At 61.5% G+C, this 14,670-nt stretch carries 13 protein-coding genes; 7 read left to right on the top strand and 6 right to left on the bottom strand.

The window, feature by feature from the left end; genetic code table 11:
• Positions 1 to 372: 372 nt before the first annotated feature.
• On the bottom strand, positions 373 to 576 hold the full coding sequence (locus X756_RS137535; protein ID WP_023682266.1) for a CsbD family protein: 204 nt from the start codon (positions 574 to 576) through the stop codon (positions 373 to 375).
• Between the two features lie 272 nt (positions 577 to 848).
• Positions 849 to 1,490 carry a CGNR zinc finger domain-containing protein gene (locus X756_RS1000000170170; RefSeq protein ID WP_023713722.1) on the bottom strand — a complete coding sequence of 214 codons (642 nt, stop codon included), beginning with the start codon at positions 1,488 to 1,490 and terminating at the stop codon, positions 849 to 851.
• 110 nt (positions 1,491 to 1,600) lie between these two features.
• Here X756_RS1000000170170 and X756_RS0135825 point away from each other — a divergent pair, with 110 nt between their 5' ends.
• Positions 1,601 to 2,608 carry an EamA family transporter gene (locus tag X756_RS0135825; protein WP_084569994.1) on the top strand — a complete coding sequence of 336 codons (1,008 nt, stop codon included), beginning with the start codon at positions 1,601 to 1,603 and terminating at the stop codon, positions 2,606 to 2,608.
• A 239-nt stretch (positions 2,609 to 2,847) separates the two neighbouring features.
• Here X756_RS0135825 and X756_RS0135820 read toward each other — a convergent pair whose 3' ends face one another.
• The 4 genes from X756_RS0135820 to X756_RS137555 form a co-directional block, all read right to left on the bottom strand.
• Positions 2,848 to 3,108 carry a hypothetical protein gene (locus X756_RS0135820; protein WP_023731708.1) on the bottom strand — a complete coding sequence of 87 codons (261 nt, stop codon included), beginning with the start codon at positions 3,106 to 3,108 and terminating at the stop codon, positions 2,848 to 2,850.
• 672 nt (positions 3,109 to 3,780) lie between these two features.
• Positions 3,781 to 4,047, bottom strand: coding sequence for a hypothetical protein (locus tag X756_RS137545; protein WP_023731707.1), 267 nt, complete (start codon positions 4,045 to 4,047; stop codon positions 3,781 to 3,783).
• Between the two features lie 92 nt (positions 4,048 to 4,139).
• Positions 4,140 to 5,030: an adenylate/guanylate cyclase domain-containing protein gene (locus X756_RS137550; protein ID WP_023731706.1), complete on the bottom strand. Its 891-nt coding sequence runs from the start codon at positions 5,028 to 5,030 to the stop codon at positions 4,140 to 4,142.
• A gap of 417 nt (positions 5,031 to 5,447) precedes the next feature.
• Positions 5,448 to 6,476, bottom strand: coding sequence for a LacI family DNA-binding transcriptional regulator (locus X756_RS137555; RefSeq protein WP_023697399.1), 1,029 nt, complete (start codon positions 6,474 to 6,476; stop codon positions 5,448 to 5,450).
• A gap of 355 nt (positions 6,477 to 6,831) precedes the next feature.
• On the opposite strand from X756_RS137555, the gene X756_RS137560 reads away from it, so the two are divergent.
• The 6 genes from X756_RS137560 to X756_RS137585 all read left to right on the top strand — a co-directional run bounded on the left by X756_RS137560 (position 6,832) and on the right by X756_RS137585 (position 14,640).
• Positions 6,832 to 8,445, top strand: a complete 1,614-nt coding sequence (locus tag X756_RS137560; RefSeq protein WP_023682259.1) for an extracellular solute-binding protein — start codon at positions 6,832 to 6,834, stop codon at positions 8,443 to 8,445.
• Positions 8,446 to 8,526: 81 nt separating this feature from the next.
• Positions 8,527 to 9,387 (top strand): carbohydrate ABC transporter permease, encoded by an 861-nt coding sequence (locus X756_RS137565; protein WP_023669474.1) that lies wholly within the window; start codon positions 8,527 to 8,529, stop codon positions 9,385 to 9,387.
• A 1,026-nt stretch (positions 9,388 to 10,413) separates the two neighbouring features.
• The gene (locus X756_RS137570) at positions 10,414 to 11,505 is read left to right on the top strand and encodes an ABC transporter ATP-binding protein (RefSeq protein WP_023731703.1); all 1,092 of its coding nucleotides are present in this window, start codon (positions 10,414 to 10,416) and stop codon (positions 11,503 to 11,505) included.
• Position 11,506: 1 nt separating this feature from the next.
• Positions 11,507 to 12,568, top strand: coding sequence for an ABC transporter ATP-binding protein (locus tag X756_RS137575; protein WP_023731702.1), 1,062 nt, complete (start codon positions 11,507 to 11,509; stop codon positions 12,566 to 12,568).
• A gap of 35 nt (positions 12,569 to 12,603) precedes the next feature.
• On the top strand, positions 12,604 to 13,701 hold the full coding sequence (locus X756_RS137580) for a Gfo/Idh/MocA family oxidoreductase (RefSeq protein WP_031239632.1): 1,098 nt from the start codon (positions 12,604 to 12,606) through the stop codon (positions 13,699 to 13,701).
• Positions 13,702 to 13,725: 24 nt separating this feature from the next.
• On the top strand, positions 13,726 to 14,640 hold the full coding sequence (locus X756_RS137585; RefSeq protein ID WP_023731700.1) for a sugar phosphate isomerase/epimerase: 915 nt from the start codon (positions 13,726 to 13,728) through the stop codon (positions 14,638 to 14,640).
• The last annotated feature ends 30 nt before the right edge of the window (positions 14,641 to 14,670 follow it).

Raw genomic sequence — 14,670 nt, 5'->3', positions numbered from 1 at the left:
TTGGCCGTCGAGACCAATGAAAACTGGATGGAGGCCAACCGATACATCAACATGGACGACCTGCGCGAGCACAAGAAGCTCGCTCTGCGCCAAGCCGCATGACCAGCATCGTGGCTGCCCCATTTTGCAGAACTTGACGCACACAACCAGTCGAGCGCGCTAACTCCAGTTGCGATCGCTGAGGCGTCCTCTCTGTCCAACTAATCCCCGATGTAATTTCGAGAACCAGATAACGACGGGCACCTTTGGCGGTTCCACGTCTCTCGGTGAGCGCTCTTGTCGTGAGACTCACGAAAAGGCGACAGGAAACGCGGAAAAAAAGGCGCCGTACCTCTCGGAGCCCTTTTTCAAGTTCACTTTGGAACCGGCAACCTACCAGCCTTGCCGGCCATACCAGTCATCGATGTCGCGCTGAGCGCGGTCCTTCTCAATGCCGTAGCGCTCCTGAATCTTGCCTTCCAACTGATCGCGGTTACCGGCAATACGGTCCAGATCATCGTCTGTGAGTTTGCCCCACTGTTCCTTGACCTTGCCCTTTACCTGCTTCCAATTGCCTTCGACACGGTTCCAGTCCATGGCACCTATCCTTGTTTGTTTCGGACTGAGAAAAACGCCGTCAGGCTACCGGAGTTCCCGTCAAGTTTGAGCAGATCGACCCATCGAAGCGTGGCGAGGTAGGCGGCCCGAAGCAACCCGCTCTGGAACGCGATGATGGCTTGCCGCGCCGGCCGTGTTCTCCACCGTCTTGGCCACAGTCGCTCGCGAGACCGGCTTCGTTGGACAAACACCGACAGGGATAGCATGAAGCCAACTATGCTGCGTTCGTCATCCAAGCCTGGCGTCAGATACTAATTCTTGCTGTTGGGAGCCATGTTCCCTGCGGCTTTTGCCCTGAAGCGCCTTACCCGGCTGCGTGTGCCGCAGCTCTCATCGGAGCACCACCGCCTGCGCCCGCCACGCGAGGTGTCGATGAAAAGCCAACCGCAGTTCGGCCCGGTGCACTCGCGCACGCGGCGGCGGTCATTCCTGGACACCAAAAACTCGGCTGTCTCAAAGGCCACGCGGTGGCCGATCGTGTTCAGACTGGCTGCGTCGGTCCACTGCCAAGCGAGGCGGTCGCCGGACGGGAAAAGCGAGCGCTTCGGCAGGGCTAGGGCGACTGCATCGCGCACGATTTGCAAGGCATCGTCCGGCACCCGGGCGCCTGCCGCCTCGGCCTGGAGAGCCGCGTAAACGGCCTCGCGCAAAATCTTGGCCTTTTCCAATGCCGCCTCCGCAAGGAGCGGGCGGGCGGAAGCCTCCACGAGCAGTGCTCGCGCCTCATCGACGTCGATCAAATCGGCACGTCCAGCCCAGACGACCAGGTCGGCATAGGTCTGCAAGAGGTCTGGCCCCCATACATCGCGTCGCGCGTCGACCGTGTTGACGAAGTCCAGGCAGGCGTGACCGCCAACCATGCGCATGTCGACGATAGTCTTCGCAAAATCCATCCCGGAAACATCGGTTTGCGGAACCGTATTGGCAAGAGGCCGTTGTAACGAAATAAACGTCTTTTGGCCGTTACAACGAACCAACAACGACCCGGCGAAGGCTGCTTCCGATGAACCGCAACACAGCGACATTTCTGGTTTTATGTGTGATCTGGGGCACCACGTGGATCGGTATCAAGGCAGGGATCGCCACCGTGCCGCCTCTGATGTTCGCAGGCACGCGTTTTACAGTAGCCGGCTTGCTGATCCTCAGTGCGACGCGCTTAAGGGGCGCTGCTCTACCACGGGTGGCGAAAAGGAACTGGCCGCGCCTTTTCGTTGTTACGTTGTTCATGATTCCGCTTTGCTATGGCCTACTCTTTTGGGGCATGCTCTATGTCGATACGGGCACCGCGGCTGTTCTTGAGCTTTCGCTGACCCCTGTCACGCTGCTTGGATTTGCGTTGCTTCTGGGGGACGAACGCTATGACGGCCGCAGGCTTTTTGCGATTTTGCTCGGTGCGGCCGGTCTGTGCATCCTGTTCGGGCCCGAGGCCTATGCTGGTTGGACACACGCAGACCAGCAGGGCAGGGGGCTCCGGCTGCTGGCGATGACAGCGGTGGCGTCGGCAGCTGTAATCTATGCATGGGGTTCGGTGCTCGCGCGGCCGCTTCTTGAGGTATATTCATCGGACTTCATCGCCGGCTTCACCACCCTTTTCGGGGGCGCATTCCTAATTCTCATCTCACTCGTTGTGGAGCCAGGCGCGGCCGCGGCTCTAAAAGGCGATTGGGGCTGGCCGGCCTGGGTCGGGTGGCTGTTCCTCGTGCTGTTTGGTTCGTTCATAGGCTACACACTTTTTATCCGGCTCCTGCACGAAATCGGCGCCTCGCGCGCCGGAGCATTTGCCTTCGTCTCACCCGTGATTGCCGTCGTGCTTGGCATGATCACCTACGGCGAGGAGGTTAGCCTGATCGACATCATCGGCATGGCTATCATGCTCTTCGCAGCGTTTCTTGCGCTACGCGAGCGCAAACAGGAAACATCATCCGCTTCCCCGCCGTTGATTCCACGCTCCGCGCGGGCCGTGGCAGAACATGAAAGACGGCGCGCGCATCCAGCCGCCAATCAGCCTTGAGATGAAAAAGCACAAGGTTCTCGTCTATGCGAAAAGAGCGCTCTCCCGGCAGCGTATCCCACCTACCACCGGCGGCGAGGAAAGCTCCAGCTCATATGACAACACTAGTCGGCGAGGGCTTTTGCCGAGTTGCTGTCAAGATTGCAGGCGGGATTTGATGGAAAAATCGCGAGGCTGCAATCAGCGACCTATTCGTTCCGATGGCAATGCAGGCTATCCGCCAACACGTCGACAGACTGTCAGCCGCATCGCTTCAGTTCGGCCACCTGAACCCCGAGACGGAATGCCTGACCATCGGCATAAGAACGTGCATAGCTTTCGGCTTCGAACGGAAACGTCAGGGTGCTGCCGTAGGCGTTGACGCGGACCGTCCACTTCTTGTCGCGAACGAGTTCGACCGAATTGTCGGGCGACGTCATGATTTCCTCCGGCACCAGCAAGGCGGAGGCACGGATAGCGTCGCGAAGGTTGTTTGAATGCAAACAATCCGACACGCTCATGTCGCTTGTTCTATACGCCTCGACTTTCTCTCAATTGGCGTAGCGCCACGGCTGCAATGTTGGTGGCGCTAAGTCCCCTAGCTGCCAAGACCGTTCCCATCGCGTGGGTCCCCTTGCGGCCTCACGCAGCGACCTTTCTGAACCCAATCGCCGAGATCGTCAGCCCGCAGTGTCATCGAGAGAATAGCCGGCAAGCCGCACGGTGCGAATGGCAACTCTGCGACAACTGCTTCAACAACTTTCGCGACTGGCTCATGTGAACGTCGACCACCTGGGCGCTCACACTGGCTTTCTGCGACCGGCCAGCTGCGATGAATTCATCACGGCTGATCACCTTTCAGGATCCTCGAGCATGTGGCGCACCAACTTGAACTCGATCGGCCCAAGAGGAATCTCCCCCCGGTGCTGTAAACACGGTGGTATCGAGCTCCATCTCGACGTCGCGATATGTCAGTGGTCTGCGCTTCTGCGCCAATTTCGTGACGGTAGCCCAATCGCGAGCCTTCGCAGGTGGTCGAGGAGCTATTGCGGCGCAAATGGTCTGATGAAGCGTTCATCGACCCCGGGCTGCAACAGCCTGTGCTGACCTTCAGCGCCTGGGGATATCAAGGCGACACAGGGCGGGGAATTGGTCCGGGCATCCCGCTACAGCCGGCCGCTCCCGTCGCCAGCTCATTGTCTGGCCGACAGTCCAGCACAATTCCCACGCACCGGCCTTTTCGCGGCAAGACCTAGCGCGTCATCGATCGAGCGGGCCAGCTTGCTGCCGAAACCATCCACCTGCAGAATGTAGCCTCGGAGCAGGTAGAACTCCGCATCCTGCGAGGGAGATGCACCGGCCGCGGCTCCGTCGAACTCAGCGAGGGAAACGGAAGTCAGCTCTTCGCAGTTCAACTTCGAGAGCAGACGTTCCTGGATTGGCCTTGGCACATTTGTCAACGGTCGATTCCAATGGCTGTCAAAGAGTACGGCGCGACATTGAGGCGCCAGCGAACCAGCTCGAAACCGGTCGAGCTAGTATCCGGGCCGGGTCAATCCGAGACAATTTCGTAGTGAAGAAGCTGGGCTTCGTCGAGGGCCGACTTCACTCCAGGCGAGATGACGCCGGAGCCGAAGAGGATAATATCTTCACGGCGTACGAATACTTCATGGCCGAGTCCCATGGACACAAATGTGCCCGAAGAGCTTCGTTCGAGAAGCCGAGCTCTGCCATTCAATATGGTGAAGGCGGCGTGGCGCCTCGATACCCAAGGCCGCTCGACGATGATATCGCATTCCGCCGATCTGCCGATTGTCACGGATTCGCCGTTTCGACAGGATCGCAGCTGATCTCTGTAGCGGATGACCAGATGAATCTGCCGCGGCAGGACCGAGCGTCTATCTGTAGTGGCGCCATGGCTGGTGATCTGCGTACCGGGGGCCCCATCGTCGCTCCACAGGGTATAGACATCGAAGAACTCTTGCTTCCCCTTCAAGGCCATTTTGTCGAGGAGCCGCAGGCCCTTGCGGCTTCTCGGGGAAAGGGCTTCGCAGAAGCTCTGGCTGATCAGCACCTCTCCGGGGTTCGCCGTGGTGGACAACCTTGCAGTGACATTGACAACGTCACCGAATATCGCGCCCCGCGCGCGAATGACCGCCCCGAAATGCAATCCGATACGGGCGCTCAACGGCCCTTTAGTCAGTTGATGGGTAATTTGGCAGACGGCCCTCAGCGCCATTTCCGGGCTCTCGAAGAGGCTGAGTATGTCATCGCCTTTCGAGTAAATGAAATCACCACGGTGCTTGGCGACAATCTCGCGCATCGTGTCCAGGCAATCCGAGACCTGCTGTAGAGCGGCATCGTCTCCGATCCGCTCATAGAGCGGCGTGCTGCCCACGACATCAGCTAAGAGGACTGCGGCAAGAAGCGTCTCCTGATCCATCGATCTCGTGTCCGACCCGAAAACTCAGCGTGCGTGTATAGCACACGAGGTCGCCTGCAACATATCTGCTCGAGCGCCTTGGATCGGTGCGATGCTTCAGGTGATCGTGGCGGGTTGGACGGGCGTATGCCATTCGTCGGCTTCGTGCCGACATCCAGAACCCTCTTCGCCCCAATCGTTCGCGACCTCGGTGCTATGAGTGGACTTGGTCTTTTTAGGTTCGGAAAGGCTGAACGAGTTGCAACGAGCGACGCCCTTCTCATGCACCATCAACCACGACCCGATCTCGTCCCTCCGACTTCGCGCGGAATAGTGCCAGATCGGCGGCTTTGACGAGATCATTCGGGCTCTCGTTCGTATTTGGGACCGGTGGCGACGCCAACGCTGTGCTTTGCGATAAGATCACGGATCCATTGATCAGATTTCAGGTATATTCTCTTTGAAGATCACCTGAAGTCGTGGTTGATGCGGTTCATAGTTCAGGTGCCTGACAGAGTGGCTTAAAATGTTGAGCGCTTCCCGCGCCTCGACGCGCGGATTTTGATCTATGACCGCATCGAGCGTCCCATCCAACAAAAGTTCCTTGGTGCCGTCTGTCACCTCGTGGCCGAGAAAGAGAATGTCTTTCGCGCGTCCACGCTCCTTGAGCGCCCGAGCGATGCCGGTGTTGCCGGCGCCGACATTGTAGATCGCGGCAAGATCGGGGTGCCGGTCCAGAAGCGCTGATGCTTCCGAATAAGCCTTCTCTCGGTCATCCAGCATTTCGCGCATCTCGACGATCTCGAGATTGGGCGACTCCTCGGTCAAGATGTGCCGGAATCCCATCTCGCGTTCCTCATGGCCGCGATAGGACAGCGAGCCGGCGAACAGCGCCACCTTGCTTGGGCGTTCCGATCCCATGAAACGGTTGAGAAGATACCCGGCCAACCGCCCGGCGGCGCGGTTGTCTATGCCGATATAGGCCACCCTCGGCACATGCAGGATGTCGGATGCGATGGTCACCACCTTGACGTCATTGGCCGACAGCGAGCGGATCGCCTCGCGCACCGTCGGATGATCGAGCGCGATCACGCCGACGCCTTGTGTCTGTCCACGCAATTCTTGCAGCAGGCGGGCGAGCCGGTCGGGGTTGAAGCCCTCTATGGTGGCGATGTGGACGTCGAGATCGGGGCGCGCCAAGGCCTGCGCCTCGATGTGTCGATGCAGCATCTTGATGAAGGAATTGGTGCCGGCCGGCAGAGCGAAGTCCAGACGGATGACCTCTCCAGGTGAGGGCCTGGGCGGCGCTCCGTTCGGGCCCTCGGCGATGTAGCCGAGGCGCTGCGCCATTTCGAGCACGATCTCACGCGTGCGCGCCCGCACACCTGGCCTGTTGTTCAGCACGCGGTCGACGGTGGCGGCGGAAACGCCGGCTTCCCGGGCTATGTCAGTCAAGGTGGAACGCACCGTCTTCATCTCCTCAATGCATCAGATCGCACAATGCCGCTAGCCCGTCCGACGGCCACAGCTGCCAGCCATCAGCGATTCTGATGGGAAATGATGTATCGAGCCTTAGCCGATGCGCAAGGAGGTTGGGCTAAATCGCGTCGCCCGGCGTGATAGTCGCGTGCCAGAAAGGCAGATTTCCCATCAAATCGAGGCATTGAGCCCGTGTGTCGACCTTTGCATGACGTATTTTCTCCGCGGTTGCGGTGTTACGATGTATTTTGAGTATTTATGATGTTGACAGCCTTCCGGTGCTGCCGTCAATATCCCTCAATGGGCTCGTGGAGGAAACATCGGCCCTGAGGGAGGAATTCCAATGTCTGATTTGATCCGCATATCGCGACGCGGCTTGTTGGCGTCCGGAGGAAAGGCCGCGGCGTTCGTGGCTGCGGCCGGTATCGCACCGCAATTCATCCGTCCCGGCCGTGCCGTTGCGGCCGACGCGCTGGCGCCAGGCATGGTCGGCGGCCCCACCGGTTTCGAGGGCGCAGAGCGCTATCAATATGGCGCCGACACGCCGGAAGGCCGTGCCGTTGAGGCGGCCAAGGCCTTGAAGGGAGCTGGCAAGGCACCGGCCAAGATCGTGCTTGGCCTGTCGGATGGCTCGATTGGCCAACTCACACAGCCTTTCCCTGCGGGTGCGCCGTCGATCAAGGAGCTGTGGGAAAAGGAGACCGGCATCCAGATCGAGATCGTCGGCCTGCCGAACGGCCAGGAATTCACCAAGACGATGCAGGACATCTCCACCAAGGGTGGGGCCTATGACATCTACTCGACGGAATGGAACCGCCTCGGCGACCTTGCCGAGACCGGCGGCATCGCCAAGCTCGACGACTTCGTCGCCCAGTACAAGCCCGAATGGGACGATCCCAAGACCGGCTATGTCGACGGCGCCAAGGGCGTGTCGCTGCTCAACAAATATCGCGGGTCCAACTATGGCGTGTCGCTGGACGGCGACTTCCAGACCTGGGTCTACCGCACCGACCTGTTCGGCGACGCTGCCGAGCAGAAGGCGTTCAAGGACAAATTCGGCTACGATCTGGCGCCGCCGAAGACCTGGAAGCAGCACAGTGACATCGCGGGCTTCTTCCAGCGGCCCGACAAGGGCCTGTTCGGCTCCACCGACCTGCGCAACCAGGGCTGGGGCTACACCAACTGGTATCAGCGCTATGTCTCGATGGCATCGCCCAACCAGTTCCTGTTCGGCGACGACGGCAAGCCGCTGATCAATTCCGAGCACGGCATTGCCGCCACCAACGAATATGTCGGCTCGCTGGTTCATCACTCGCCGGACGCGATCTCCTGGGGCTGGCCGGAGCAGTATGGAAATTTCGCCAAGGGCGGCGCGGCGATGACCTGCGCCTTCTCGAACCTGCCGAAATTCCTCGACAATGCCGGCAACAAGGATTCTGCCGTCACCGGCAAGATCGGCTCGATGCTGCCGCCCGGCCGCGAAGTCGACGGCAAGCTGATCAGCCGTTCCGTGCTGTGGTTCTCGCTGACCGGCATGGTCTCGTCGCAGTCGAAAAACCAGGAGGTCGCCTACCTTTTGCTGCAGTGGCTGGGCTCCGCCCGCATCTATGCCTGGATGAGCGCCAATCCGGGCGGCTATCTCGATCCGTTCCGGCTCTCGGATTTCTCCGATCCGCTGGTGCGCCAGACCTACCACGCCTACCACATCGACGTGGTGCGCGAGACCGTCGCCCGCACGGTGCCGACGATCAACTATCCCGGCGCCACCGCCTTCCACAACGCATTGGACGAAAATCTGATGGCGTCGCTGACCAAGGCCAAGACAGCGGAACAGGCGATGGCCGACACGGAAGCGGAGTGGAAGAAGATCGCCCGCCGCATCGGCGAGGACAAATTGCTCGAAGCCATCAGGACGAACAAGGAGGCCTGGCCGACGGTTCTCGACCCGATCAGCTGATCCGTCTCCCTGGATCAGCGCTGGAGGGGAGGAGCATCTGTTCCTCCCCGCCGCAGTCAACGCCACCAGCAAAGCAGCCAGATGAAGCGTTCCGTCCCCTTCGAGATATTCCGCTACGCCGCGATCTTCGCGGCGATGGCGGTGACGCTGGTACCGATCCTGTGGATGGTGTCGATGGCCTTCAAGCCGATCGCCGAATGGTCGGCGACCGGCGCCGACCTGACATGGTGGCCGAAGAACCCGACGCTCGGCAATTTCCAGTTCGTCTTCGGCGAGTCCAACAACAATCTGATCGTGGCGCTCGACCGCACCGCGCTGAAGCCGATCCTGTCGTCGCTGCTGTCTTCGGTGTTCGGCACGGCGATCGCAATGTCGGCGGGCACGGCTGCGGCCTACGGGCTGTCGCGTTTCGGCTCCGGCCAGAACCTGCCGCTGGCGCTGATCCAGCTCAGGCTGTTTCCGCCAATGGCGGTGATGATCCCGGTCATGATCATGTGGGCCTTCCTGAACTTCACCGACAGCTGGTTTGGCCTGGCCCTGATCTACGGCATCGTCACCCTGCCGTTCGCTTTCTGGCTCATGAAGACCTTCTTCGACGACATGCCGCGCGAGATCGAGGAAGCGGCGCTTGTCGAAGGTTGTTCGCGGCTGCGCGTCTTCACGCGCATCACGCTGCCGATGATGCGCGCACCGCTGGCCAGCGCCGCCCTCTTCGTCTTCATCCTCAACTGGTCGGACTATTTGATCGCGCTGCTGCTGACGACGCGTGAATGGGTGACGATCCCGGTCTACATGGCCTCGCTGTCCTCCTCGATGACCGGGCAGCTCTATGGCGCCAAGGCCGCGCTCGGTCTTATCGCCGCGGTGCCGCCGGTCATCATGGGCATCGCCATCCAGCGCCATCTGGTGCGCGGACTGACGTTCGGCGCGCTCAAGCAATGAGCGCGGTGACCGTGACTGTCTCAAAGGACGCAAAGGCCGCGCTTGGCAAGCCCGCGCTGCGGGACGAGGGAGCGCGGCTGGGATTCCGGCTGACGCTGCCGGCGCAGGTTTTGGTGCTCTTCATCTCCGTCTTCCCGCTGCTGATGCAGCTCTACATCAGCGTCACCGACTGGTCGCCGCTCTCCGGCCTCGGCTGGTGGAACGCATGGGAGATGTAGATCGGAAGAGCACACGTCTGAACTCNGACTGGTCGCCGCTCTCCGGCCTCGGCTGGTGGAACGCATGGGAGATGTGGAACAGCTTCGCCAACTACACCGACCTTGCCGCCGATGCGCGCTTCTGGAGCGCGCTGAGGCGCACGGCCATCGTCATGGTCGTGTGCGTGCCCGTCGAATTCCTGCTTGGCCTGGCATTGGCGACGCTGTTCGCGGACGATTTTCCGGGCAAGCGGATCTTCTATTCGATCCTGCTGATGCCGATGATGGTGGTTCCGGCGGTGGCCGGCTACATGTTCTTCATGCTGTTCCAGTCGGGCGGGCCGCTGAACGACATCCTGTCGGCACTCAGCGGTTCCCGCGTCACCATCGCCTGGCTGTCTGACCCCACACTGGCGCTGATCGCGGTGATCATCGCCGATATCTGGCAGTGGACGCCGCTGATGTTCCTGATCCTGCTTGCCGGCCTGGTCGGCGTGCCGCAGGACCAGATCAAGGCGGCGACCCTGCTCGGCGCCAACCCGTGGCAGCGCTTCGTCACCATCGTGCTGCCGAAGATGAAGACGATCATCATCATCGCGCTGGCGATCCGCGTCATCGAGAACTTCAAGATCTTCGACACGCTCTACATCATGACCGGCGGCGGCCCCGGCGTCGCCACGGAGACGATCTCCGTCTACATCTACAAGGTCACGACGCAGGACCTGATCTGGGGCTATGTGGCGGCGATCGCGCTGGCCATCCTGGTCGTGCTTTCGATCGTTGCCGTATTCGCCATGAAGCGCATGGCGCGGGCAAGGCTGGTGCCGGCATGAGCGCGATCCAGCTGCGCAACCTGGTCAAGACCTTTGGCGAGTTCACGGCGCTGAAGACCATGGACCTCGACATCGCCGATGGCGAGTTCATGGCGCTCCTCGGGCCTTCGGGCTGCGGCAAGTCGACGACGATGAACATGATCGCCGGCATGGAGGAGCCGACCAGCGGCAAGATCCTGTTTGGCGAGCGCGACATGGCCGGCGTGCCGATGGGCCGGCGCGGCGTCGGCTTCGTTTTCCAGAACTATGCCATCTTCACCCACATGACGGTGCGCCAGAACCTTGCCTATGGGCCGCGGATGCGCGGTGCGGCGAAAGCTGAGATCGACCGCCGCGTCGGCGCCACCGCCGAGCTGCTGCAGTTGACGCCGCTGCTCGACCGCAAGGCCGACCGGCTCTCGGTCAACATCCTGCAGCGGGTGGCAATCGGACGCTCGGCGATCATGGAGCCGGCCATCTTCCTGCTCGACGAGCCGCTGTCCAATGTCGACGCCGCCTTCCGGGCGGTAATGCGGACCGAGCTCAAGCAGCTGCAGCGCCAGTTCAGGCAGACGATGGTCTACGTCACCCATGACCAGCTCGAGGCCATGACCATGGCCGACCGCATTGCCGTCATGGATCACGGCGTGCTGCAGCAGGTGGGAACGCCGCTGGAAGTCTACAACAATCCAGCCAATGTCTTCGTCGCCCGCTTCATCGGCGCTCCGGGCATGAACCTGCTGAAGGGAAGGCCGGCGGAGAGCGACCGGGGCCTGGTGGTCGATCTCGGGCCACTGGGGGTCACGCCGACGCTGCCGGATGCGCTGGCCGCCACCTTGCGCGGATCGCGCTCTGAGGTGCTTTACGGCTTCCGGCCCGAACAGGTGTCGCTGGTGCAGAGCGGGCAGGGCCTCGCCATGCCGGTGAGCTTCGTCGAGCGGATCGGCGCGAGGACCATCGTCCATCTCGGCGATGGCGAGACCGCCGTGAAGGCGGTGTTCGACAATGCTGTCGGACTGTCGATCGGCGAGCTTGCCGTCGTCGCCCCCGTGGCATCGTCCGTGCGTGTCTTCGATGCCCGCAGCGGCATTGCGATGAAGGCAGGTTGACATGGCCGATATCGTTTTTCGCAATGTCAGCAAGCGTTACGGCACGACGCTCGCGGTCGACGACGCCTCGTTCACCGTCAATGACAACGAATTCTTCTGCTTCTTCGGGCCGCCGCTGTCGGGCAAATCGACAATCCTGCGCCTGGTGCTCGGGCTGGAGACGCCTGACGCCGGAGAGATCCTGATCGGCGGCAAACCGGTCAACACCGTCTCGCCGGCCGAGCGCAATGTCGCCATGGTGTTCCAGAACCTGGCGCTGTTCCCCCATATGAGCGCGCGCGAAAATGTGCGTTTCCCGCTGGTCGAGCGCAAGGTCGCCGAGGCCCAGATCGAAACGCGTGTCGCCGATGTGGCCGCCAAGCTCCACATCGGCCATATTCTGCACAAGCCGCCGGCGCAGCTTTCCGGTGGCGAGCGGCAACGCGTGGCCATAGCCCGCGCCCTGGTGCGCGACCCGAACGCCTATCTGATGGACGACCCGATCTCTGCGCTCGATGCGCGGCTGCGCGAGGAAACGCGCGTCGAGCTCAAGCGCATCCAGCGCGAACTCGGCAAGACGCTGATCTACGTCACCCATGACCAGGAAGAGGCGATGTCGATCGCCGACCGCATCGCGATTCTGGAGAATGGCAGGATCCGACAGATCGGCGCCCCGTCCGAGATCTACGACCGCCCGGCGAACACCTATGTGGCGCGACTGCTTGGTTCGCCGATGATGAACATCCTCAAATCCGTTTGCGGCGAAGATGGCCTCGAGGCCGCCGAAGGCACGGTCAGCATCGACGATCGCGCTGCTCCGGCCGACGCGATCGAAATCGGGCTCAGGCCGGAGGACATCAAGGTCCGGCCCTGGGTCGAAGGGGGCGCTGGCCGCCCGGCGCGCGTATTCGAGGTCGAGCCCCTTGGCGGCTACACGGTGGTAACGCTCGCCGCCGGAGAGGCGCGGCTGAAGGCGCTGCTGCGCGGCCAGCCCGACATCAGGCCGGATGCGGTGGTAGCGATATCCTGCGAGCCGGCCCGGGTGCATTATTTCGGGCAGGACGGAGGCGCGTTGGCGAGATGATCGCGGCTGCGAAAACAGAATTTCGGGAGGAAGACATGGCGAGCGAAGGCTTCGAGCCGGACGTGAAGGTCCGCACGAAAGAATACCGTATCGGCTGCATCGGCGCTGGCATGATCATGGCCGAGTGCCATCTGGCAGCCTATCGCGAAGCGGAGTTCAACGTGGTGGCGATCGCCTCGCGCACCCGTTCCAATGCGCAGAAGGTCGCCGCGCGTTGGGACATCCCGACCGTCCACGACACGCCGGAACAGCTGATCGAGGATTCTGAGGTCGAGATCGTCGACCTTGCCTTTCCACCCGATCTGCAGCCGGCGCTGATCCGCCATGCGCTGAAGCAGCCCCACATCAAGGCGATCCTGGCGCAGAAGCCACTGGCGCTGTCGGTCGATGAAGCCGTGAAGCTGCGCGACGAGGCAGCCAAGTCAGGCAAGATCCTCTCGGTCAACCAGAACATGCGCTACGACCAGTCGATGCGCGTCCTGAAGCAGATCATCGACAGCGGCGCGCTGGGCGACATCGTCTTTGCGCAGATCGACATGCATGCGATCCCGCACTGGCAGACTTTCCTTCAGGACTACGACCGGCTGACGCTCGCCAATATGAGCGTGCATCATCTGGACGTGCTGCGCTTCCTGTTCGGCGATCCCTCGGAAATCACCACGCTGACGCGCAAGGATCCGCGCACGACATTCGACCATTCAGACGGCATCACCGTCTCGACGCTGCGCTTTCCCTCCGGCGTGCTCGCCGTGTCGCTGGAGGATGTCTGGTCCGGACCGCGCCAGGAGGGCTATGAGGACGACCAGCACATCAACTGGCGCGTCGACGGCACCAAGGGTGTCGCCAAAGGCACGATCGGCTGGCCGAAAGGCGTGGCCTCGACGCTGACCTATGCGTCGACCAAGACGACCGGCGGCGAATGGGTCAGCCCGAGCTGGGACACGATGTGGTTCCCGCATGCCTTCATCGGCGTGATGGAGCAATTGCAGCATGCGGTGAAGACAGGCGCGCCGCCGGCGCTCTCCGTCGCCGATAACGTCAAGACAATGGCACTGGTCGAGGCCGGCTATCGCTCGATCGACGAGGGCCGCACCATCAAGCTTTCCGAAATCTCGATAAAATCAGCCAACTGAATCGCTTAGGGAGGAATTCACATCATGATGCAGGCAGGTATTTTCACGGGCTATTTCCCGTACGGCCTCGAAGAGACGGCGAAGAAGATCCGCGGGCTCGGTTTCAACACGGTGCAGCTCGACCTGCATTTTAGGGATGTCGATCTGTCGGCCGGGCAGATCACCCAGGACAAGGCCAAGCAGGTGCGCGACGTCTTCCGCGACAACAACCTGCCGATCTGCTGCGTGTCGGGCTACACCAACATCATTCATCCCGACAGATCCGAGCGCGATAAGCGCGTCGGGTATCTCAAGGAAATCATCCGCAATGCGCGCAGCTTCGGCTCGCCCTACGTGATCTCCGAGACCGGTACCTACAACACCGAATCCGACTGGGTGCATCACCCGAAGAACAAGACCGAGGGAGGCTTCGAGGAATGCCGCAAGGTGATCGCCGAGCTTGCCCAGACCGCCTACGACCACGGCGCGGTCTTCCTCCTCGAGACTTACGTTAACAACGTCGTGGGCTCGGTCGAGGAGACGGTGAAGATGTTCGCCCAGGTCGACCATCCCGGCCTCGGCCTGTTGATGGATCCGACCAACTATTTCGAGACCCACAATATCGACAAAATGGACCAGATCCTCAACCAGGTGTTCGACACGCTGACCGACAAGATCAAGATCGCGCATGCCAAGGACGTCAAGCGTTCGGGCAGCGACAAGTCGGAAAAGCATGCCGACATCGGCGACGAGGATGCGATGGAGAGCCACACGTTCCGCGGCGTCGGCGAGATCGAGCTGCCGGCGCCCGGGCTGGGATCGCTGAATTACGATCTCTATCTGCAGCGGCTGGCGGAAAAGCACCCAAACATCCCGGTCATCATCGAGCATCTCTCTGAAGACGACGTGCCGCGCGCGAAGAAATTCCTCGATGGGAAGTTCCGCGCCAACGGCCTGTGAGCGCCGGTTGCGCCGCCGGCGCATGGCGGT

It is taken from the genome of Mesorhizobium sp. LNJC405B00 (genome assembly GCF_000502615.1).
In the GTDB taxonomy this organism is placed as follows: domain Bacteria; phylum Pseudomonadota; class Alphaproteobacteria; order Rhizobiales; family Rhizobiaceae; genus Mesorhizobium.
This window is presented reverse-complemented; position numbering and strand designations above follow the sequence as displayed.

What these genes read in the sequence shown, in the direction of transcription:
- X756_RS0135820 (WP_023731708.1), bottom strand. Translation starts at nt 3,108, where the DNA reads ATGAGCGTGTCGGATTGTTTGCATTCAAACAACCTTCGCGACGCTATC.
- X756_RS137560 (WP_023682259.1), top strand. Translation starts at nt 6,832, where the DNA reads ATGTCTGATTTGATCCGCATATCGCGACGCGGCTTGTTGGCGTCCGGA.
- X756_RS137565 (WP_023669474.1), top strand. Translation starts at nt 8,527, where the DNA reads ATGAAGCGTTCCGTCCCCTTCGAGATATTCCGCTACGCCGCGATCTTC.
- X756_RS137575 (WP_023731702.1), top strand. Translation starts at nt 11,507, where the DNA reads ATGGCCGATATCGTTTTTCGCAATGTCAGCAAGCGTTACGGCACGACG.
- X756_RS137535 (WP_023682266.1), bottom strand. Translation starts at nt 576, where the DNA reads ATGGACTGGAACCGTGTCGAAGGCAATTGGAAGCAGGTAAAGGGCAAG.
- X756_RS137580 (WP_031239632.1), top strand. Translation starts at nt 12,604, where the DNA reads ATGGCGAGCGAAGGCTTCGAGCCGGACGTGAAGGTCCGCACGAAAGAA.
- X756_RS137570 (WP_023731703.1), top strand. Translation starts at nt 10,414, where the DNA reads ATGAGCGCGATCCAGCTGCGCAACCTGGTCAAGACCTTTGGCGAGTTC.
- X756_RS137550 (WP_023731706.1), bottom strand. Translation starts at nt 5,030, where the DNA reads ATGGATCAGGAGACGCTTCTTGCCGCAGTCCTCTTAGCTGATGTCGTG.
- X756_RS0135825 (WP_084569994.1), top strand. Translation starts at nt 1,601, where the DNA reads ATGAACCGCAACACAGCGACATTTCTGGTTTTATGTGTGATCTGGGGC.
- X756_RS1000000170170 (WP_023713722.1), bottom strand. Translation starts at nt 1,490, where the DNA reads ATGGATTTTGCGAAGACTATCGTCGACATGCGCATGGTTGGCGGTCAC.
- X756_RS137585 (WP_023731700.1), top strand. Translation starts at nt 13,726, where the DNA reads ATGATGCAGGCAGGTATTTTCACGGGCTATTTCCCGTACGGCCTCGAA.